This is a genomic window from Winslowiella arboricola, from assembly GCF_025527015.1.
GTDB classification, from domain to species: Bacteria; Pseudomonadota; Gammaproteobacteria; order Enterobacterales; family Enterobacteriaceae; genus Erwinia; species Erwinia arboricola.
On sequence record NZ_JAODIM010000041.1, the window covers coordinates 374,656 to 392,630 of the forward strand.

At 53.9% G+C, this 17,975-nt stretch carries 19 protein-coding genes; 10 read left to right on the forward strand and 9 right to left on the reverse strand.

Going from position 1 to position 17,975, the window contains the following annotated elements:
- Positions 1 to 24: 24 nt before the first annotated feature.
- Together mqo and epmA are read right to left on the reverse strand one after the other, a co-directional pair.
- Positions 25 to 1,671, reverse strand: coding sequence for a malate dehydrogenase (quinone) (gene mqo, locus N5923_RS13475; RefSeq protein ID WP_267142923.1), 1,647 nt, complete (start codon positions 1,669 to 1,671; stop codon positions 25 to 27).
- A 253-nt stretch (positions 1,672 to 1,924) separates the two neighbouring features.
- Positions 1,925 to 2,902: an elongation factor P--(R)-beta-lysine ligase gene (gene epmA, locus N5923_RS13480; RefSeq protein ID WP_017801122.1), complete on the reverse strand. Its 978-nt coding sequence runs from the start codon at positions 2,900 to 2,902 to the stop codon at positions 1,925 to 1,927.
- A gap of 237 nt (positions 2,903 to 3,139) precedes the next feature.
- Between epmA and frdA the strand changes: the two genes are divergently transcribed.
- The 5 genes from frdA to N5923_RS13505 all read left to right on the forward strand — a co-directional run bounded on the left by frdA (position 3,140) and on the right by N5923_RS13505 (position 7,120).
- Positions 3,140 to 4,930, forward strand: a complete 1,791-nt coding sequence (gene frdA / locus N5923_RS13485) for a fumarate reductase (quinol) flavoprotein subunit (protein WP_267142922.1) — start codon at positions 3,140 to 3,142, stop codon at positions 4,928 to 4,930.
- A complete protein-coding gene (locus tag N5923_RS13490) occupies positions 4,923 to 5,657 on the forward strand; it encodes a succinate dehydrogenase/fumarate reductase iron-sulfur subunit (protein WP_267142921.1) in 735 nt (244 codons plus the stop codon). The genes frdA and N5923_RS13490 overlap by 8 nt, the downstream gene beginning before the upstream one ends.
- Before the next feature lie 10 nt (positions 5,658 to 5,667).
- Positions 5,668 to 6,063: a fumarate reductase subunit FrdC gene (gene frdC / locus N5923_RS13495; protein ID WP_267142920.1), complete on the forward strand. Its 396-nt coding sequence runs from the start codon at positions 5,668 to 5,670 to the stop codon at positions 6,061 to 6,063.
- A gap of 10 nt (positions 6,064 to 6,073) precedes the next feature.
- Positions 6,074 to 6,430, forward strand: coding sequence for a fumarate reductase subunit FrdD (frdD, locus tag N5923_RS13500; protein ID WP_267142919.1), 357 nt, complete (start codon positions 6,074 to 6,076; stop codon positions 6,428 to 6,430).
- A 165-nt stretch (positions 6,431 to 6,595) separates the two neighbouring features.
- Positions 6,596 to 7,120 (forward strand): lipocalin family protein, encoded by a 525-nt coding sequence (locus N5923_RS13505; RefSeq protein ID WP_267141562.1) that lies wholly within the window; start codon positions 6,596 to 6,598, stop codon positions 7,118 to 7,120.
- Positions 7,121 to 7,165: 45 nt separating this feature from the next.
- Here the strand turns inward: N5923_RS13505 and N5923_RS13510 are convergent, their stop codons facing one another.
- The 3 genes from N5923_RS13510 to efp all read right to left on the reverse strand — a co-directional run bounded on the left by N5923_RS13510 (position 7,166) and on the right by efp (position 8,167).
- Complete coding sequence (locus N5923_RS13510) at positions 7,166 to 7,300, reverse strand: entericidin A/B family lipoprotein (RefSeq protein ID WP_267141561.1); 135 nt, start codon at positions 7,298 to 7,300, stop codon at positions 7,166 to 7,168.
- Between the two features lie 111 nt (positions 7,301 to 7,411).
- Positions 7,412 to 7,543 (reverse strand): entericidin A/B family lipoprotein, encoded by a 132-nt coding sequence (locus N5923_RS13515; RefSeq protein ID WP_267141560.1) that lies wholly within the window; start codon positions 7,541 to 7,543, stop codon positions 7,412 to 7,414.
- 57 nt (positions 7,544 to 7,600) lie between these two features.
- Positions 7,601 to 8,167 carry an elongation factor P gene (gene efp, locus N5923_RS13520; protein WP_267141559.1) on the reverse strand — a complete coding sequence of 189 codons (567 nt, stop codon included), beginning with the start codon at positions 8,165 to 8,167 and terminating at the stop codon, positions 7,601 to 7,603.
- Between the two features lie 40 nt (positions 8,168 to 8,207).
- Here efp and epmB point away from each other — a divergent pair, with 40 nt between their 5' ends.
- Complete coding sequence (gene epmB / locus N5923_RS13525) at positions 8,208 to 9,236, forward strand: EF-P beta-lysylation protein EpmB (RefSeq protein ID WP_267141558.1); 1,029 nt, start codon at positions 8,208 to 8,210, stop codon at positions 9,234 to 9,236.
- A 131-nt stretch (positions 9,237 to 9,367) separates the two neighbouring features.
- Here epmB and N5923_RS13530 read toward each other — a convergent pair whose 3' ends face one another.
- The 4 genes from N5923_RS13530 to N5923_RS13545 form a co-directional block, all read right to left on the reverse strand.
- Positions 9,368 to 9,715 carry a DUF4156 domain-containing protein gene (locus N5923_RS13530; RefSeq protein WP_267141557.1) on the reverse strand — a complete coding sequence of 116 codons (348 nt, stop codon included), beginning with the start codon at positions 9,713 to 9,715 and terminating at the stop codon, positions 9,368 to 9,370.
- Between the two features lie 190 nt (positions 9,716 to 9,905).
- Positions 9,906 to 11,552: a chaperonin GroEL gene (groL, locus tag N5923_RS13535; protein ID WP_267141556.1), complete on the reverse strand. Its 1,647-nt coding sequence runs from the start codon at positions 11,550 to 11,552 to the stop codon at positions 9,906 to 9,908.
- 48 nt (positions 11,553 to 11,600) lie between these two features.
- Entirely contained in the window at positions 11,601 to 11,894 is a 294-nt protein-coding gene (locus N5923_RS13540) for a co-chaperone GroES (protein WP_267141555.1), read from the reverse strand.
- 217 nt (positions 11,895 to 12,111) lie between these two features.
- Positions 12,112 to 12,570 (reverse strand): FxsA family protein, encoded by a 459-nt coding sequence (locus tag N5923_RS13545; RefSeq protein WP_267141554.1) that lies wholly within the window; start codon positions 12,568 to 12,570, stop codon positions 12,112 to 12,114.
- Positions 12,571 to 12,965: 395 nt separating this feature from the next.
- Here N5923_RS13545 and aspA point away from each other — a divergent pair, with 395 nt between their 5' ends.
- The 4 genes from aspA to N5923_RS13565 all read left to right on the forward strand — a co-directional run bounded on the left by aspA (position 12,966) and on the right by N5923_RS13565 (position 17,974).
- A complete protein-coding gene (gene aspA / locus N5923_RS13550; RefSeq protein ID WP_267141553.1) occupies positions 12,966 to 14,402 on the forward strand; it encodes an aspartate ammonia-lyase in 1,437 nt (478 codons plus the stop codon).
- A 121-nt stretch (positions 14,403 to 14,523) separates the two neighbouring features.
- Positions 14,524 to 15,825 carry an anaerobic C4-dicarboxylate transporter gene (locus N5923_RS13555; protein WP_267141552.1) on the forward strand — a complete coding sequence of 434 codons (1,302 nt, stop codon included), beginning with the start codon at positions 14,524 to 14,526 and terminating at the stop codon, positions 15,823 to 15,825.
- Positions 15,826 to 15,956: 131 nt separating this feature from the next.
- A complete protein-coding gene (gene cutA / locus N5923_RS13560) occupies positions 15,957 to 16,280 on the forward strand; it encodes a divalent cation tolerance protein CutA (RefSeq protein ID WP_267141551.1) in 324 nt (107 codons plus the stop codon).
- Positions 16,256 to 17,974 carry a protein-disulfide reductase DsbD gene (locus tag N5923_RS13565; RefSeq protein ID WP_267145237.1) on the forward strand — a complete coding sequence of 573 codons (1,719 nt, stop codon included), beginning with the start codon at positions 16,256 to 16,258 and terminating at the stop codon, positions 17,972 to 17,974. The genes cutA and N5923_RS13565 overlap by 25 nt, the downstream gene beginning before the upstream one ends.
- Position 17,975 lies beyond the last annotated feature (1 nt).

A 17,975-nucleotide genomic window follows, 5' to 3' on the forward strand; every position in this document is an offset into this window, starting at 1 on the left:
GTTGCAGCAGCGCGGGAGGACAACTTACAGCGCCATATCGTGCTGTGGGCTGCTGGTGGTTTTTTCCTGAGTCGGCGCTGCGGCTGCTTTCTCAGTCATCTGGATAACCGGTGGTTTGGTCAGTCCCAGTGTAGCTGCGGTATCATCCCAGACCTGCTGTGTCAGACCAACATTGTCATTCAGCTTCTGACCGTAGCTCGGGATAATTTTACGGATTTTGCTCTGCCACTCTGGCGATTTGAACTCTTCCGGGAACAACTTCTGCATTACGTTAAGCGCAATCGGTGCGGCAGTTGAAGCACCCGGAGATGCGCCCAGCAATGCCGCCACGGTTTTCTGCTGGTCGGTAACAATTTCGGTACCCAGCTTCAGTACACCGCCTTTATCTGCATCTTTCTTTATAATCTGCACACGCTGACCAGCCTGAATCAGTTTCCAGTCTTCTTTCTTCGCGTCCGGATAGTACTCTTTCAGCGCAGCGAAGCGGTCATCATCAGATAACATCACCTGACCCACCAGATACTTAACCAGATCAAAGTTATCCAGACCAACATGGGTCATTGGCATAAAGTTGCTGGTAGTGGTGGTGCTCAGCAGATCAAACAGCGAACCGTTTTTCAGGAATTTGGTGGAGAAAGTCGCGAATGGTCCAAACAGCACCACGCGTTTGCCATCCAGATTGCGGGCATCGATATGCGGTACTGACATCGGCGGTGCGCCGACTGAAGCCTGACCATATACTTTCTGCAAATGACGGCTGGTGATGGCCGGATTTTCGGTCATCAGGAAGGAGCCGCCCACCGGGAAGCCGGCATAGTTATCAGCTTCAGGAATACCGGTTTTCTGCAGCAGCTTCAGCGCGCCGCCACCTGCACCAATAAAGACATATTTTGCATCAATCGCGCGTTCTTCGCCGCTTTTGCCATCTTTGATGGTGACATGCCAGGAGTTATCGCTATTGCGTTTAAAGTCGGTAACTTCTGAAGAGGTCTGCAGGGTGAAGTTGCTGTTCTTCTTCAGGCTGCCAATCAGCTGACGGGTAATTTCACCGTAGTTGACGTCAGTACCTACCGGCGTCCAGGTTGCCGCCACTTTCTGCTGTGGATCACGGCCTTCCATTACCAGTGGCGCCCACTGCTGGATTTGCTGGTGATCGGTAGAGAATTTCATCCCCTGGAACAGCGCGGTTTTCTGCAGCGCTTCGTAACGCTTAGTCAGATAATCGACGTTTTTATCGCCCCAGACAAAACTCATATGCGGCGTTGAGTTAATAAAGGAGTGCGGGTTGTTCATCACGCCGTTTTTAACCTGCGCGGTCCAGAACTGACGGGAAATCATAAAGGCTTCGTTGATCTCCAGCGCTTTGCTGACATCAATGCTGCCGTCCGGACGCTCGGGAGTGTAGTTGAGTTCCATATTGGCGGAGTGACCGGTGCCGGCATTGTTCCAGCCATTGGAGGACTCAAGCGCCACGCCGTCGAGCTTCTCGACCATCACTTGTTTCCAGCCCGGTTGCAGTTCTTCTAACCAGGTTCCCAGCGAGGCACTCATGATGCCGCCGCCAACTAACAGTACGTCGGTTTTCTGTGGTGTGGTTTCAGCGTGTGTTGCTGAACAAATCAGCAGTGCTGATAAGGTAAGCCCAGGGAGGATTTTTGTTGCTTTATTCATTTTAAATCTGCACTTTGTTGCTTGATGATAATTAAAAAGTGAGCAAAGTTTAAAATATTGTTACCAGCAGGTTGGAAGATTTTTAGTTTTTTAATTAATGATAATGTTTTTTGTTTTTGTTAATTACAAAAGATGGCGGTGCAAACCATCATATCAGCACGGGCGGCGAGAACGCCGCCCCTACGACGGAATATCTGAAACCGCTGCAGGGGCGCCGTTTCGGCGCCCGGCGGTGAAAACGCCGCCCTTATGATTAGCAACGATCGACCGAAAACGCCAGCACATCACTTAAACGCTCAGCTTTTAACGCCAGCATCACCAGACGATCCACACCCAACGCCACGCCTGAACAGTCCGGCATGCCATGCGCCAGCGCATCCAGCAGATTGGTGTCGATCGGCTGCTGCGGTAAACCGCGCGCCGCGCGCCGACGATTATCCTGCTCAAAACGCTGACGCTGTTCACGACTGTCAGTCAGTTCACGGAAACCGTTCGCCAGCTCAATGCCTTTATAGTAGACCTCAAAGCGTTCCGCAACCCGATGATCCTCGGTGCTGATCTCCGCCAGCGCAGCCTGGCTGGCCGGGAAGTGATAAACAAACGCCGGTTTATCCTGACCAATCTTCGGCTCCACGCCCAGCATAAACAGCAGTTGCAGAAGCGTATCGCGATCCTCTTCGGCGTTTGCCAGATCGCCGACGCCCAGCTTAGCCGCCACTTCCCGCAGCTGGGTTTTATCCGCCGATAACGGATCCACTTCCAGGTGACGAATAAATGCCTGCTGGTATGAGAGGGTTTCCGCACTATCGCACTCCAGCACCTGCTGCATCAGATCGTCAACTTCATTCATCAGACGGTACATATCGTAGTGCGGGCGATACCACTCCAGCATAGTGAATTCCGGATTATGATGACGCCCCGCCTCTTCATTACGAAAGCTGCGGCACAGCTGATAAATCGGGCCACTGCCCGCCGCCAGCAGGCGTTTCATATGGTATTCCGGGCTGGTCATCAGATAAAGATCCAGCCCGGCAGCGGCGCCCGGTCCGACAAAACGCGTCTGAAACGGGAACAGGTGAATATCCGTCACCGTTGCCTGACTCATCGCCGGAGTTTCAACCTCCAGCACGCCACGATCGGCAAAGAAACGTCGTATTTCAGCCATAATTGCTGCACGTTTCAACAAATTGGCAATAGATGCGCTCGGCTGCCAGCTTGCCGTATCGCTCATGGGGTTTACTCCTCAGTCAAACAGGGGGATGAAGTCTACCCGTATCGTGGTAAACAGACAAACTTCTGTGCATTTTCCCGCCTAAATAGCCGAACACATCAAATCTCCCCTCTTTTTACCGGCTTATACTGCCCGCGTCGTAAGAAGAGTTTCCACGCTTTAACCAGCTAATTTACCGTGAAAAGAGCCTTTTACGGTGGATATTTCCGATTACATCGACCTGAACAGGGAGGAACCGTGCAAACCTTTAATGCCGATTTGGTGATAGTGGGCGCCGGTGGCGCCGGGCTACGTGCAGCGATTGCCGCAGCTGAAGCTAATCCACAGTTGACCATTGCACTGGTATCAAAAGTGTATCCGATGCGCAGCCATACCGTGGCTGCTGAAGGTGGCTCCGCCGCCGTCACGCAACAACAAGACAGTTTCGATTCCCATTTCCACGACACCGTTGCCGGTGGCGACTGGCTGTGTGAGCAGGATGTGGTCGACTACTTCGTCAACCACTGTCCGCGTGAAATGATCCAGATGGAGCTGTGGGGTTGCCCGTGGAGCCGCAAAGCCGATGGCTCCGTCAATGTGCGTCGCTTTGGGGGCATGAAGATCGAACGCACCTGGTTCGCCGCCGACAAAACCGGCTTCCACATGCTGCACACCCTGTTTCAGACCTCACTAAAGTACCCGCAAATCAGACGCTTCGATGAGCATTTTGTCCTCGACCTGCTGGTCGATGATGGCCAGGCGCGCGGAATAGTGGCGATGAATATGATGGAAGGCAGCCTGGTGCAGATCCGCGCTGGCGCCGTAGTGCTGGCCACCGGCGGCGCCGGCCGCGTCTACCGCTATAACACCAATGGCAGCATTGTTACCGGCGACGGTATGGGCATGGCGTTTCGTCATGGCGTGCCGCTGCGCGATATGGAGTTTGTGCAGTATCACCCTACCGGCCTGCCGGGTTCCGGCATCCTGATGACTGAAGGTTGTCGTGGCGAAGGCGGCATCCTGGTCAATAAAGATGGCTACCGTTATCTGCAGGATTACGGTATGGGGCCGGAAACGCCGCTGGGTGAACCCCGCAATAAATATATGGAGCTGGGGCCACGCGACAAAGTGTCGCAGGCTTTCTGGCATGAGTGGCGCGCCGGACGCACCGTCGCCACGCCGCGTGGCGATGTGGTGTATCTCGACTTACGCCATCTTGGCGCGAAAAAGCTGCATGAGCGGCTGCCGTTTATCTGTGAGCTAAGCAAAGCCTATGTCGGCGTCGATCCGGTTAGTGCGCCGATCCCGGTACGCCCGACCGCGCATTACACCATGGGCGGCATCGAAACCAATCAGCAGTGTGAAACTCGCATTCAGGGGCTGTTTGCCGTGGGCGAATGTTCGTCAGTCGGCCTGCATGGCGCTAATCGTCTGGGTTCCAACTCGCTGGCGGAGCTGGTGGTGTTTGGCCGCCTCGCCGGTGAGCAGGCCGCCCGGCGTGCGCAAAGCAGCGGAGCGGCTAACGGCGTGCTGCTGGATGCGCAGGCCAGTGATATTCAGCAACGCTTATACGGGCTGGTCAATCAGCAGGGCAGCGAAAACTGGTCAACGCTGCGTGATGAGATGGGTATGGCGATGGAAGAGGGTTGCGGCATTTATCGCACACCGGAACTGATGCAGAAAACCGTCGATAAGCTGGCCGAACTGAAACAACGCTTCCGGCGGGTGCGTATCAGCGACAGCTCCAGCGTATTTAATACCGAGCTGCTGTACAGCATTGAACTGGCGCACGGGCTGGAGGTGGCGGAGTGTATGGCGCATTCCGCTATCAATCGTAAAGAGTCACGCGGCGCGCATCAGCGTCTCGATGAAGGCTGTACCGAACGTGACGACAATAACTTCCTCAAGCATAGCCTGACCTTTTACAACCCTGACGGCGCGCCGCGTATGGCGTATGACGCGGTGAATATCACCCGCTTACCGCCAGCGAAGCGAATGTATGGCGGGGAAGCCGATGCGGCAGATAAAAAGGAGCAGAACCATGTCTGAGATAAAAACCCTGCCAGTGACCATCCAGCGCTATAACCCGGAACAGGATCGGGTGCCGCGTCACGAGATCTATCAGGTGCCTTACGATGAGCAGACCTCACTGCTGGATGCGCTGGGCTATATCAAAGATAACCTCGCGTATGACCTCTCCTGGCGCTGGTCCTGCCGGATGGCGATTTGCGGCTCCTGCGGCATGATGGTCGATCGCGTGCCTAAGCTGGCCTGCAAAACCTTTCTGCGTGATTACCCGCACGGCATCAGAGTGGAGCCGCTGGCTAACTTTCCGGTCGAGCGCGATCTGGTGGTCGATATGACCCATTTTATCGAAAGCCTTGAAGCAATTAAGCCGTGGATTATTGGCAACGACCGCACGCCCGATCAGGGAGCGCATCAGCAGACACCGGCGCAGATGGCGAAATACCATCAGTTTTCCGGCTGTATCAACTGCGGTCTCTGTTATGCCGCCTGCCCGCAGTTCGGACTCAATCCGGAGTTTATCGGCCCGGCGGCGATTACGCTGGCGCACCGCTATAACCTCGACAGCCGCGATAAAGGTAAGGCGCAGCGCATGCCGCAGCTGAATGGCGAAAATGGCGTCTGGCGCTGCACCTTTGTCGGCTTCTGTTCGGAAGTCTGTCCGAAGCATGTCGATCCCGCCGCCGCCATTCAACAGGGCAAAGTCGAGAGCAGCAAAGACTTTATGATCGCCATGCTGAGGCCACAATAAGGAGAATCCGATGCTCACTAAACGTAAACCCTGGGTCCACAGCATGCCGCGCAACTGGTGGCAACAGCTGGGATTTTATCGTTTCTATATGCTGCGCGAAGGCACCGCCATCCCGGCACTGTGGTTCAGTATTGAACTGATTTTCGGTCTGTTTGCGCTGAAAAACGGCGCCGAAAGCTGGGCCACTTTTGTCGGTTTTCTGCAACATCCGCTGGTGTTACTGCTGAATATTGTCGCGCTGCTGGCCGCGTTGCTGCACAGCAAAACCTGGTTCGATCTGGCGCCGAAAGCGGCGATTATCGTGATTAAAGGGGAAAAAATGGGACCTGCGCCGGTGGTGATCGCGCTCTGGCTGGTGATGTTGCTGTTTACGCTGGCGATTATCGCCATCGCGCTGTTTGCATAAGGAGATAACCATGGAATCGCAACCTCGTCGTTCTGATGAACCGATTTTCTGGGGGCTGTTTGGCGCTGGCGGCATGTGGGCGGCTATTGCCACCCCGGCGTTGCTGCTGATCATTGGCGTGCTGCTGCCGCTGGGCGCTTATCCCGACGGCGCGCTCGACTACCCGCGTCTGCTGGCGTTTGCGCAGTCGTGGTTTGGCCGCCTGTTTATGCTGCTGATGATTGTCCTGCCGATATGGTGCGCCCTGCACCGTCTGCATCACTGCATGCATGATTTGCAGATTCATCTGCCTGCCGGAAAATGGCTGTTTTATGGGCTGGCGACCATTCTTAGCGTGGTGACGGTGATTGGTATAGTGACGCTTTAGCTCTGCGGGCGGCGAGAACGCCTTGCGGTCGGTGCAAATCATCAACACGGGCGGCGAGAACGCCGCCCCTACAAAAACCACCGTTTCCTGTAGGGGCGGCGTTCTCGCCGCCCGCAATGCAATCATCATCTATACTCAAGCTATTCATCTGTAAAGGAATAGCTTATGCAACTGTGGAAAACACTGGTAGCCGTTACCGGCGCCCTGCTCTCTGTCGCCTGTAGCACCACCCCGCCGAAAAATGTCTCCGTGGTTGAAGGCTTCGATGCTGAACGTTATCTCGGACGCTGGTACGAGATCGCCCGTCTCGACCATCCCTTTGAACGCGGGCTGGAACAGGTCACCGCCACTTACAGCAAGCGTGAGGATGGGGGTCTGAAGGTGGTGAATCGCGGCTTTAACCTTAAGAAACAGCAATGGAAAGAGAGCGTCGGCAAAGCGTACTTTACCGGCGAACCGCAGCGGGCGGCGCTGAAAGTGTCATTCTTTGGCCCGTTCTATGGCGGCTACAATGTGATTGCGCTGGATGACAACTATCAGCATGCGCTGGTCTGTGGCCCGAATCGTGATTATCTGTGGATTTTGTCGCGCACACCGCAGCTGGACAGCACGGTTAAACAGCAGCTGGTCGAGAAAGCGCGCCAGGCGGATTTCCCGGTCGAGAAGTTAATCTGGGTTGAGCAGCGCTAAGAGAGGGAATAACCAGTACGGCAGACGCCGTACCGGTACAACGGATTAGTTTGTGCTTTTTTGAATTGCCTGACCACCGGCTTCAACATCCTCGCCAACGCCACGCGTGGTGTTACAGGCAGAAAGCAGGCTGGACAGGATTAGCACGGAAAAAATTGCAGCAATACTCTTCTTTAACATAACAATTTCCTTTTAAGTAGAAGTCTAAGTACAGCACGATAAGCATAGGCGCTGAATCGCGACTTTGCCTGCTACATGCGGTTAAAAGGAAATTTTTCAGAACAGAGGAAATTATTTTCCTGCGCGGGAGATGGCGCCGCCAAGGTGTTCCACATCGCGGCCAAAGCCATGGAACGTATTGCAGGCGCTAAGCGCGGTAGTCATCAACAACGCGATGGCGATCAATTTAGCGCACTTAATCATCGTCCGGTTCTCACATTGAAAAAGAGAGGCGTACCGATAGTACGCCCTTCAGCAATCTTATTTTACGCGTGACACATATTCGCCAGAGCGGGTGTCAACTTTGATCACTTCGCCAATCTGTACGAACAGTGGCACTTTAACCGTTGCGCCGGTAGACAGCTTAGCTGGCTTGCCGCCGGTTCCTGCGGTATCACCCTTCAGGCCTGGATCGGTATCAATGATTTCCAGTTCAACGAAGTTTGGCGGCAGAACCTGAATCGGCTTACCATTCCACAGCGTTACGATACATTCCGCATTATCCAGCAGCCATTTCGCCGCATCACCGACAGCCTTCTCTTCAACCTGATGCTGTTCGAAGGTTTCAGGGTGCATGAAGTGGTAGAATTCGCCGTCGTTGTACAGGTAGTTCAGGTTGGTATCTACTACGTCAGCGCCTTCAGCGGAGTCGGTAGATTTAAAGGTCTTCTCAACGCGGCTACCGGTCAGCAGACGACGCATTTTTACACGAGCGAATGCCTGACCTTTACCAGGTTTAACAAATTCGCTGGATTCGATAGCGTAAGGCTCGCCTTCGAACATGATTTTAAGACCGGGACGGAAATCGTTGCTAGAATAAGTCGCCATAAAGGCCCTCTAATATTAATACTGGTACTTAGCCAAAAAAATGGCACACATTGTAACCCTAAATACCCCTGACAGAGAAGGTTGGTTACAGCAACTTGCTGATGTAATCACTGAACCGAATGAATTATTGCAACTTTTAGCGCTGGATTCGCACCCGGAGCTGGTTGCAGGACGTGACGCGCGTCGGCTTTTCGCCCTGCGCGTGCCACGAGCCTTCGTCTGGCGGATGAAAAAAGGCGATCCGCAGGATCCGCTATTACTGCAAGTTCTCACTGCGCAGCAGGAGTTTGTCGATGCGCCAGGTTACAGTACTGACCCGCTCGATGAGCAGAGCAGCGTGGTGCCGGGACTGTTGCATAAGTATAACAACCGCGCGCTGCTGCTGGTAAAAGGTGGCTGTGCGGTTAACTGTCGCTACTGCTTCCGCCGCCATTTCCCTTATCAGGATAACCAGGGCAATAAGCGTAACTGGCAAAACGCCATCGACTATATACGCCAGCATGCGGAACTTGACGAGATAATTTTTTCCGGCGGCGACCCGCTGATGGCAAAAGATCATGAACTGGACTGGCTGATTAGTCAGCTGGAGGCGATTCCGCACCTGAAGCGCCTGCGTATTCACAGCCGCCTGCCGGTAGTGATCCCGGCGCGTATTACCGAAGGTCTGTGTCAGCGTCTGGCGCAATCGCGGCTGCAAGTGCTGCTGGTGACCCATATCAACCACGCGCAGGAAATTGACGATGAACTGCGTGACGGCATGCAGATGCTGAAACGCGCGGGCGTCACACTGCTTAATCAGAGCGTATTACTGCGCGGCATAAATGACAATGCCAGCACGCTCGCGGCGCTGAGCAATGCGCTGTTTGATGCCGGTGTGCTGCCCTACTATCTGCATGTGCTGGATAAAGTTCAGGGCGCGGCGCACTTTTACGTGCCGGATAACGAAGCGCGGGCGATTGTGCGTGAGTTGCTGGCGATGGTATCGGGTTATCTGGTGCCGAAGCTGGCGCGTGAGATTGGCGGTGAACCGAGTAAAACGCCGCTGGATTTGCAGCTACGTCAGGAATAGTGCATTGAAAAGGGCGGCGCAAACGCCGTCAATACCATAACTGCACATCTGTAACACGGGCGGCGAGAACGCCGCCCCTACAGATTATTGATCCAGGGGGGCGTTCTCGCCGTCCGCTGCCCATGACAGGGTTACGGGCACTTATAAACCTGGCCACTCATTTTGCTATCCAGCGGTGCAAAGCTGGACCACATATTCTGCGTAGGGCTGGTGGCACCATAAATCACATTGCCGCCCATTTCCGCCGCACGGTTACGCAGATCGTTAGCTGCGCCGCGCAGTGAACTGCCTTCGCCACCAGAACCACTCAGCCAGTTACTCTGTGATCCGGTTACATTACCCAGCAGCTGACAGCTACTGGCTGGTTGCTGATCGGTAAAAGTCACGCGTTGGCCAGCTGAGCCCAGCTCTTTAGTGCTACTACAACCTGTCAGCAGCATCGCCGCGACAGAGAGTCCCAGCAAGACGTTAATCCGCATTTTATTCCCCATTTATTATCATCAGAGTCAGGCAGAAGCGTACCAGAAAACCGAGGGTTTTCTTAAACATCCCTTGCCAATTCATCCGTCCAGTTTCACAACTGCGCCACTACTTATACTATTTTCCCCCGCAAAAGAAAAACCCCCTGCCATTACTGACAGAGGGTTTCGCTTCAGAGCGTGGGGGGGGTTACATCATACCGCCCATACCGCCCATGCCGCCCATGCCGCCGCCAGCACCTAAATCAGGTGCGTCGCCTTTTGGCAGGTCGGTAATCATCGCTTCGGTAGTGATCATCAGACCAGCAACAGAAGCAGCGTACTGCAGTGCAGAACGGGTCACTTTAGTTGGGTCAAGGATACCGAATGCGATCATATCGCCGTACTCTTCGGTCTGCGCGTTGTAACCGTAGTTACCTTCGCCCGCTTTCACGTTGTTGGTCACGACTGATGGCTCTTCACCGGCGTTAGAAACGATCTGACGCAGTGGAGATTCCATGGCGCGCAGCGCAACTTTGATACCGACAGTCTGGTCTTCGTTCTGACCGACCAGGCCAGTCAGTTTAGAGGCAACACGCACCAGCGCTACGCCACCACCAGCAACAACGCCTTCTTCAACCGCAGCACGGGTAGCGTGCAGGGCATCTTCAACGCGTGCTTTCTTCTCTTTCATCTCAACTTCAGTGGCTGCGCCAACTTTCAGTACGGCTACGCCGCCTGCCAGTTTCGCTACGCGCTCCTGCAGTTTTTCTTTGTCGTAGTCAGAAGTCGCTTCTTCGATCTGCTGACGAATCTGCGATACACGACCAGAGATAGTGGCTTCTTCACCCACGCCATCAATGATGATGGTGGTGTCTTTGTTGATCACTACGCGTTTTGCCTGGCCCAGATCTTCCAGCGCAGCTTTTTCCAGCTCCATACCGATCTCTTCAGAGATAACGGTACCGCCGGTCAGGATAGCGATATCCTGCAGCATGGCTTTACGACGGTCGCCGAAGCCCGGTGCTTTAACCGCAGCCACTTTAACGATGCCGCGCATGGTGTTAACCACCAGAGTAGCCAGTGCTTCGCCTTCAACATCTTCAGCAATGATCAGCAGTGGTTTACCCGCTTTCGCAACGGCTTCCAGTACTGGCAGCATTTCACGGATGTTGGAGATTTTTTTGTCAGCCAGCAGGATAAACGGAGTTTCCAGCTCGATTGAACCGGTTTCTGGCTTGTTGATGAAGTACGGGGAAAGGTAACCACGGTCAAACTGCATACCTTCAACCACGTCCAGCTCGTCCTGCAGGCCGGTGCCTTCTTCAACGGTGATCACGCCTTCTTTGCCCACTTTCTCCATCGCCTGAGCGATCAGAGTCCCGACGGTTTCATCGGAGTTAGCGGAGATAGTACCTACCTGCGCGATAGCTTTAGAGTCGGAGCAAGGAACTGACAGCTTTTTCAGCTCTTCAACAGCAGCGATAACTGCTTTATCGATGCCGCGCTTCAGATCCATTGGATTCATGCCAGCAGCAACAGCTTTCAGGCCTTCGTTAATGATGGACTGTGCCAGAACGGTAGCGGTAGTGGTGCCGTCGCCTGCAGCGTCATTCGCTTTAGAGGCCACTTCTTTCACCATCTGCGCACCCATGTTTTCGAACTTGTCTTCCAGCTCGATTTCACGTGCAACAGAAACGCCATCTTTTGTGATGGTTGGTGAACCAAAAGATTTGTCCAGTACCACGTTACGGCCTTTCGGGCCCAGGGTCACTTTGACTGCATCTGCCAGTACGTTTACGCCGCGCAGCATTTTTACGCGTGCGTCATTACCGAATTTTACGTCTTTAGCTGCCATTTTTAAAATTCCCTTAAAATTGGTTTCGTTAAGTGAGTTACGCGTGAATTACGCTTCAATAATCGCCAGGATGTCACTTTCAGAGATGATCAACACGTCTTCATTGTCGATCTTTTCAGTTTTCGCACCGTAGCCTTCATTGAAAATGACCACATCGCCCACTTTCACGTCCAGTGGCTTCACGTCACCGCTTTCCAGGATGCGGCCATTGCCCACCGCCAGAACTTCACCACGGGTCGATTTCGCGGCCGCAGAGCCGGTCAGAACGATGCCGCCAGCAGATTTGGATTCAACTTCTTTACGCTTAACAATTACACGATCGTGCAATGGACGAATTTTCATGTGATAGCTCTCCTTTGAGAAGTCCAATCTAATTTGGGATGAAAGCCGCGCAAATTTGCCTTCGGCCTCGTGACGGAAGAGATAGGGCCAGAACTACTCGCTTTCAAGGGTAAAAAAATAATTTTTTTCTTTTCACGCGAATAATCGGCCATTTACGCGGCAAGTAGTAAAAAAAAATGGGTGGAGTAAGCCCCACCCATGATTGATATCGTTAATGTTAACGATCTTTATGATCGTCATGTCCGATGCGGTCGACATCTTTACGCTCAAACTCACCATCAAACGTCTGTCCGCTGTCAGGACCTGCGCCCGGGCCGCGCCAGACGCGCAAGTGCGGCATCAGTTTAATCGTCAGGTGTTTCTGCACCGGCGGCAGCAACAGCAGCAAACCGATAAAGTCGGTAAAGAAGCCGGGCAGCAGCAGCAGGAAGCCAGCGATAATCAGCGACACGCTTTTAATCATCTCGGCAGCCGGGCTTTCACCCGCCGCCATCTTTTGCTGCATCAGCATAAAGTTCTTCACGCCCTGATTTTTCACCAGCGACACGCCGATGCAGGAGGTGAAGACCACCAGAAGCATGGTGAGCAGTACGCCCATCACATGGGCGACCTGGATAAACAGCGAAATTTCGATCCAGGCCAGCAGAAAAAACACTAATAACGGTAACCAGCGCACAGTAATCTCCTGGCGGTAAGGCCATCCCGCATCATGCGTGACGGCAGAAAATGGCGATCTCAGCGATCGTATCCAAATAGATGGTAGCGCGAAGCGCCTTTTTCAACCTGATATGTTGAATTTCCTGTACTGACTTATTTTTGGGACTAATATCACATATTGTTAACACCGTCTCGTTAGTAAATTGCCGGAAAGTGATCTGGATTGCGGCAATTCTGACATAACAGCATATGATCGTGCTCGCCTGACCGTTAATGGATAAAATGTCGGTGCAGGTATTCCACGACAAAATAATCACATCGTTTGTGAGGATCTATCCCGAAGAGCGTCATTGTTGCAGACAGATAACTCTACGGGATAGATCCTTAACCGGTAGCAATAACAAGAAGGTTCTCATGACTCATAACATTCGTATCGAAGAAGACCTGCTAGGCATGCGGGAAGTTCCGGCTGATGCCTATTATGGTGTTCATACTCTGCGTGCGATTGAAAATTTCTATATCAGTAACAGCAAAATCAGTGATATCCCTGAGTTTGTGCGCGGCATGGTTATGGTGAAAAAAGCAGCGGCAATGGCGAATAAGGAACTTCAGACCATTCCACGTAATATCGCCAACACCATTATTCAGGCTTGTGATGAAGTGCTGAATAACGGCAAATGTATGGATCAGTTCCCGGTTGATGTTTATCAGGGCGGCGCCGGAACCTCGGTGAATATGAATACCAATGAGGTGCTGGCCAATATTGGCCTTGAGCTGATGGGCCATCAGAAAGGTGACTATCAGTTCCTCAACCCAAACGACCATGTCAACAAATGCCAGTCGACCAATGATGCTTACCCTACCGGTTTTCGTATTGCGGTCTACAGCTCGATCCTTAAGTTACTGGATGCCATCGGCCAGTTAGGCGAAGGTTTCCAGCGTAAAGCCGTGGAGTTTGAATCGGTGCTGAAAATGGGGCGCACCCAGTTGCAGGATGCGGTGCCAATGACCCTTGGACAGGAATTCCACGCATTTAACGTGCTGCTGAATGAAGAGATCCGCAGTATTCTGCGCACCGCGGAACTGCTGCTGGAAGTCAACCTTGGCGCCACCGCCATCGGCACCCGCCTGAACACCCCGGAAGGCTACCAGCAGCTGGCGGTGCAGAAGCTGGCGGAAGTCAGTAACCTGCCTTGCATACCGGCGGAAGACCTGATTGAAGCGACCTCCGACTGTGGCGCTTACGTGATGGTGCACTCCTCGCTGAAACGCCTGGCGGTAAAACTGTCGAAAATTTGTAACGACCTGCGCCTGCTCTCTTCCGGCCCACGTTCCGGTCTGAATGAAATCAACCTGCCGGAATTGCAGGCGGGTTCGTCGATTATGCCTGCCAAGGTCAACCCGGTGGTGCCGGAAGTGGTAAACCAGGTGTGCTTTAAGGTAATTGGCAACGATATCACCGTCACCATGGCGTCAGAAGCCGGTCAGTTGCAGCTGAACGTCATGGAACCAGTGATCGGCCAGGCGATGTTTGAGTCAATCCACATCCTGACCAACGCCTGCTACAACCTGCTGGAAAAATGCATCAACGGCATTACCGCCAATAAAGCGGTGTGTGAAGCCTATGTGTTTAACTCCATCGGCATCGTGACCTATCTGAATCCCTATATTGGCCACCATAACGGCGACATCGTCGGTAAGATCTGTGCGGAAACCGGTAAGAGCGTGCGTGAAGTGGTACTGGAACGCGGTCTGCTGACCGAAGCGGAACTCGACGATATTTTCTCGATCCAGAACCTGATGCATCCGGCCTACAAAGCCAAACGCTATACCGATGAAAACGAACAATAAAACATCTCCCCCTTAGCCATTTTAAAGGCACGTCAGTTCTCAGAACGACGTGCCTTTTTCATTGGCGCAACCTACAAATTATTAACGGTTAGTTATCAATAATAACCTTAAGGAGCACACTATGATCACAGTTGAGCTGCTCATCGTTCTGCTGGCCATTTATCTGGGGGCCAGACTAGGCGGAATTGGCATTGGATTCGCTGGCGGGCTGGGCGTCATGGTTTTAACGCTTGGCTGCCAGATTAATCCCGGCGCCATTCCCTTCGATGTGATTGAAATTATTATGGCGGTCATTGCTGCTATCGCTGCCATGCAGGTCGCCGGTGGGATGGATTATCTGGTGAGCCTTGCCGAGCGTCTGCTGCGTCGCCATCCACGCTATATCACCTTTCTCGCGCCGCTGGTGACATATCTGATGACCCTGCTGGCCGGAACCGGCCATACCGCGTTTTCCACTCTGCCGGTGATTGCTGAAGTGGCGAAGGAGCAAGGTGTACGCCCTTCGCGACCGCTGTCGATCGCCGTCGTCGCCTCACAGATCGCCATTACGGCCTCACCGATCTCCGCCGCGGTAGTCTTTTTTGCCGGTATTCTCGAGCCAAAAGGCATCAGCTACCTGGCGCTGCTGGCGGTGGCGATCCCCTCCACTATGGCGGCGATTTTTATTGCCGCGCTGATTACCAACTTCCTCGGTCAGGAGCTGAAAGATGACGTGATCTATCAGGCCCGGGTGGCGAAAGGTGAAGTGGTGCTGCGTGGCGCCAGCGTATTTAGCGAAAAACCCGGCGCGAAGCGTTCGGTGCTGCTGTTCTTACTCGGTATCATCGCGGTGATCTTTTATGCCACCGCCATCAGCGACACCGTTGGTCTGATCAGCAATCCGCTGCTGCCGCGCAACGAAGCAATTGTGGTGTTTATGCTGACCGTGGCGACGCTGATCTGCGTGAGCTGCAAAGTGGATACCAGTGAAATTCTCAGCGCCAGCACCTTTAAATCCGGCATGAGCGCCTGTATCTGCGTGCTGGGCGTGGCATGGCTGGGCGATACCTTTGTCAAAGCGCATATCAGCGATATTCAGACCGTCGCCGGTGAGCTGCTGCATAACTCGCCATGGATGCTGGCGCTGGTGCTGTTCTTCGCTTCCACCCTGCTCTATTCCCAGGCTGCCACCACCAAAGCGCTGATGCCTGCGGCGCTGATGCTTGGCGTGTCGCCGGTCACTGCTGTCGCCTCCTTTGCTGCGGTATCGGCGCTGTTTGTGCTGCCGACCTACCCGACACTGCTGGCTGCGGTTGAAATGGATGACACCGGCTCGACGCGCATCGGTAAATACGTGTTTAACCATTCATTCCTGATCCCCGGGGTGATTGCGATTACGCTGTCGGTGTTGTTTGGCTTTATTTTTGGTCATCTTATTCTGTAAACAACATCGCCTTCCTGTTCCCTCCCCGACAACGCGGGTGAGGGAACATCCGTCGCCGCTATTTACATCCTGAAAAAGCCTGCGCAAACCGCTCATGTTATAGTCTGCCGATATCACTGAAGGAGTGCCTTATGAACCCGTCCACTGCTGTGGTGGTGCTCTGCACCGCACCGGATGAAGATAGTGCCCAGGAGTTAGCCGAGCAGGCGCTGGCGGCTAAGCTTGCCGCCTGTGTCACCCTGCTGCCTGGCGCCACCTCACTCTATTACTGGGAAGGTAAACTCGAGCAGACTGCCGAAGTGCAGATGCTGTTGAAAAGTGATGTCACTCATCAGCAGGCGCTGATTGATTTACTGAAAGCCGCACATCCTTACCAGACGCCGGAACTGCTGGTTTTGCCCGTACAACATGGAGAGAGTGAATACCTGTCATGGCTCAGCGCATCGTTAAGTTAGTTTTTATTCTGTTCATTGGCCTGTTCAGCCTGCAGGCCAATGCCTCGCTGTTCGGACAACAGGGCAACAGCCAGTTTGTGCCGGTCAATCAGGCATTTGCTTTTGATTTCAGTCAGCAAGCGAATCAGCTAACGCTTAGCTGGCAGGTAAAACCCGGCTACTACCTGTATCGCCAGCAGATTACCATCGAGCCGCATGCCGCCCGGCTGGCGGTTTATACCTTGCCGCCCGGCAAAGCCCATGAGGATGAGTTCTACGGCAAAACCGAGATCTATCCTGACGATATCACCCTGCCGCTGACCCTGTTACAGGCCGACGGCGATGCCACGGTGCGCGTGACTTATCAGGGCTGCGCCGCTGCCGGCTTCTGTTATCCGCCGGAAAGCCGCGATATTCCGCTGAGCAAAGTGGCGGTAAGCACCGCAGCGCCTGCCGCCGGTAATAGCCAGCATGCACCGGCCAGCATCGCGCCGGTGAGCAAACTGCCCTTCTCGCCGCTGTGGGCACTGCTGATTGGTATCGGCGTAGCCTTTACCCCCTGTGTGCTGCCGATGTATCCGCTGATCTCCGGGATTATTCTCGGCGGCAGCCAGCGCCTCTCCTTCGCGCGTCTGCTGGCGCTGGCGCTGGTGTATGTGCAGGGGATGGCGCTGACCTACACCCTGATGGGCGTGGTGGTCGCCGCCGCCGGGCTGCGTTTTCAGGCGGCATTACAACATCCTTATGTGCTGATCGGCCTGTCGGCGCTGTTTGTATTGCTGGCGCTGTCGATGTTTGGCCTGTTCAGCCTGCAGCTGCCTTCTGCGCTGCAAACCCGCCTGACGTTGTGGAGCAATCGCCAGCAAGGCGGCTCGCTACCGGGCGTACTGCTGATGGGGGCGCTGGCGGGTTTAATCTGCTCGCCCTGCACCACCGCGCCACTGAGCGCCATCCTGCTGTATATCGCCCAGAGCGGCAATATGCTGGCAGGGGCAGGAACGCTCTATATGTATGCCCTCGGTATGGGACTGCCGCTGATTGTAGTGACGTTGTTTGGCAATAAACTGCTGCCAAAAAGCGGCCCGTGGATGCAAACCGTGAAAGAAGCTTTTGGCTTTGTCATTCTGGCGCTACCGGTATTTTTACTGGAGCGGGTGACAGGCGAAGCGTGGGGATTACGTCTGTGGAGCCTGCTGGGCGTCGCGTTCTTTGGCTGGGCATTTATTATCAGTCTGCGTTCAGCTAAAGGCTGGCTGCGAGCATTGCAGCTTCTGCTGCTGCTGGCGGCGCTGATCAGCGTGCGTCCGCTACAGGACTGGGCATTTGGTGCGCCGCAGAGTGCCAGTAACGCCGCACATGTTAACTTCACCCGCATCACCAGTAGCGCAGAGTTGAGTCATGCGCTGCAAAACAATCAGGCTAAAGTCAGTATGCTCGATCTGTATGCCGACTGGTGCGTTGCCTGTAAAGAGTTTGAGAAGTACACCTTCAGCGATCCTCAGGTGCAGCGCTTCCTGGCGCCGCTACAGCTGCTGCAAGCCGATGTCACGCGCAACAGCAGCAATGACAGCGCGTTACTGCAGCGTTTACAGGTGTTGGGATTACCGACTATCCTTTTTTTTGATGCCAACGGTAATGAGATCCCGGATTCACGCATTACGGGTTATATGAATGCCGCTACCTTTGCTGCCCATGTGCAGAAAGTCGCGCGCTAAA

Bases quoted from the DNA above. Each gene is read 5' to 3' on its own strand.
- mqo (WP_267142923.1), bottom strand. From the start codon at position 1,671: ATGAATAAAGCAACAAAAATCCTCCCTGGGCTTACCTTATCAGCACTG.
- epmA (WP_017801122.1), bottom strand. From the start codon at position 2,902: ATGAGCGATACGGCAAGCTGGCAGCCGAGCGCATCTATTGCCAATTTG.
- N5923_RS13490 (WP_267142921.1), top strand. From the start codon at position 4,923: ATGTCTGAGATAAAAACCCTGCCAGTGACCATCCAGCGCTATAACCCG.
- frdC (WP_267142920.1), top strand. From the start codon at position 5,668: ATGCTCACTAAACGTAAACCCTGGGTCCACAGCATGCCGCGCAACTGG.
- frdD (WP_267142919.1), top strand. From the start codon at position 6,074: ATGGAATCGCAACCTCGTCGTTCTGATGAACCGATTTTCTGGGGGCTG.
- N5923_RS13505 (WP_267141562.1), top strand. From the start codon at position 6,596: ATGCAACTGTGGAAAACACTGGTAGCCGTTACCGGCGCCCTGCTCTCT.
- N5923_RS13510 (WP_267141561.1), bottom strand. From the start codon at position 7,300: ATGTTAAAGAAGAGTATTGCTGCAATTTTTTCCGTGCTAATCCTGTCC.
- N5923_RS13515 (WP_267141560.1), bottom strand. From the start codon at position 7,543: ATGATTAAGTGCGCTAAATTGATCGCCATCGCGTTGTTGATGACTACC.
- efp (WP_267141559.1), bottom strand. From the start codon at position 8,167: ATGGCGACTTATTCTAGCAACGATTTCCGTCCCGGTCTTAAAATCATG.
- epmB (WP_267141558.1), top strand. From the start codon at position 8,208: ATGGCACACATTGTAACCCTAAATACCCCTGACAGAGAAGGTTGGTTA.
- N5923_RS13530 (WP_267141557.1), bottom strand. From the start codon at position 9,715: ATGCGGATTAACGTCTTGCTGGGACTCTCTGTCGCGGCGATGCTGCTG.
- groL (WP_267141556.1), bottom strand. From the start codon at position 11,552: ATGGCAGCTAAAGACGTAAAATTCGGTAATGACGCACGCGTAAAAATG.
- N5923_RS13540 (WP_267141555.1), bottom strand. From the start codon at position 11,894: ATGAAAATTCGTCCATTGCACGATCGTGTAATTGTTAAGCGTAAAGAA.
- aspA (WP_267141553.1), top strand. From the start codon at position 12,966: ATGACTCATAACATTCGTATCGAAGAAGACCTGCTAGGCATGCGGGAA.
- N5923_RS13555 (WP_267141552.1), top strand. From the start codon at position 14,524: ATGATCACAGTTGAGCTGCTCATCGTTCTGCTGGCCATTTATCTGGGG.
- cutA (WP_267141551.1), top strand. From the start codon at position 15,957: ATGAACCCGTCCACTGCTGTGGTGGTGCTCTGCACCGCACCGGATGAA.
- N5923_RS13565 (WP_267145237.1), top strand. From the start codon at position 16,256: ATGGCTCAGCGCATCGTTAAGTTAGTTTTTATTCTGTTCATTGGCCTG.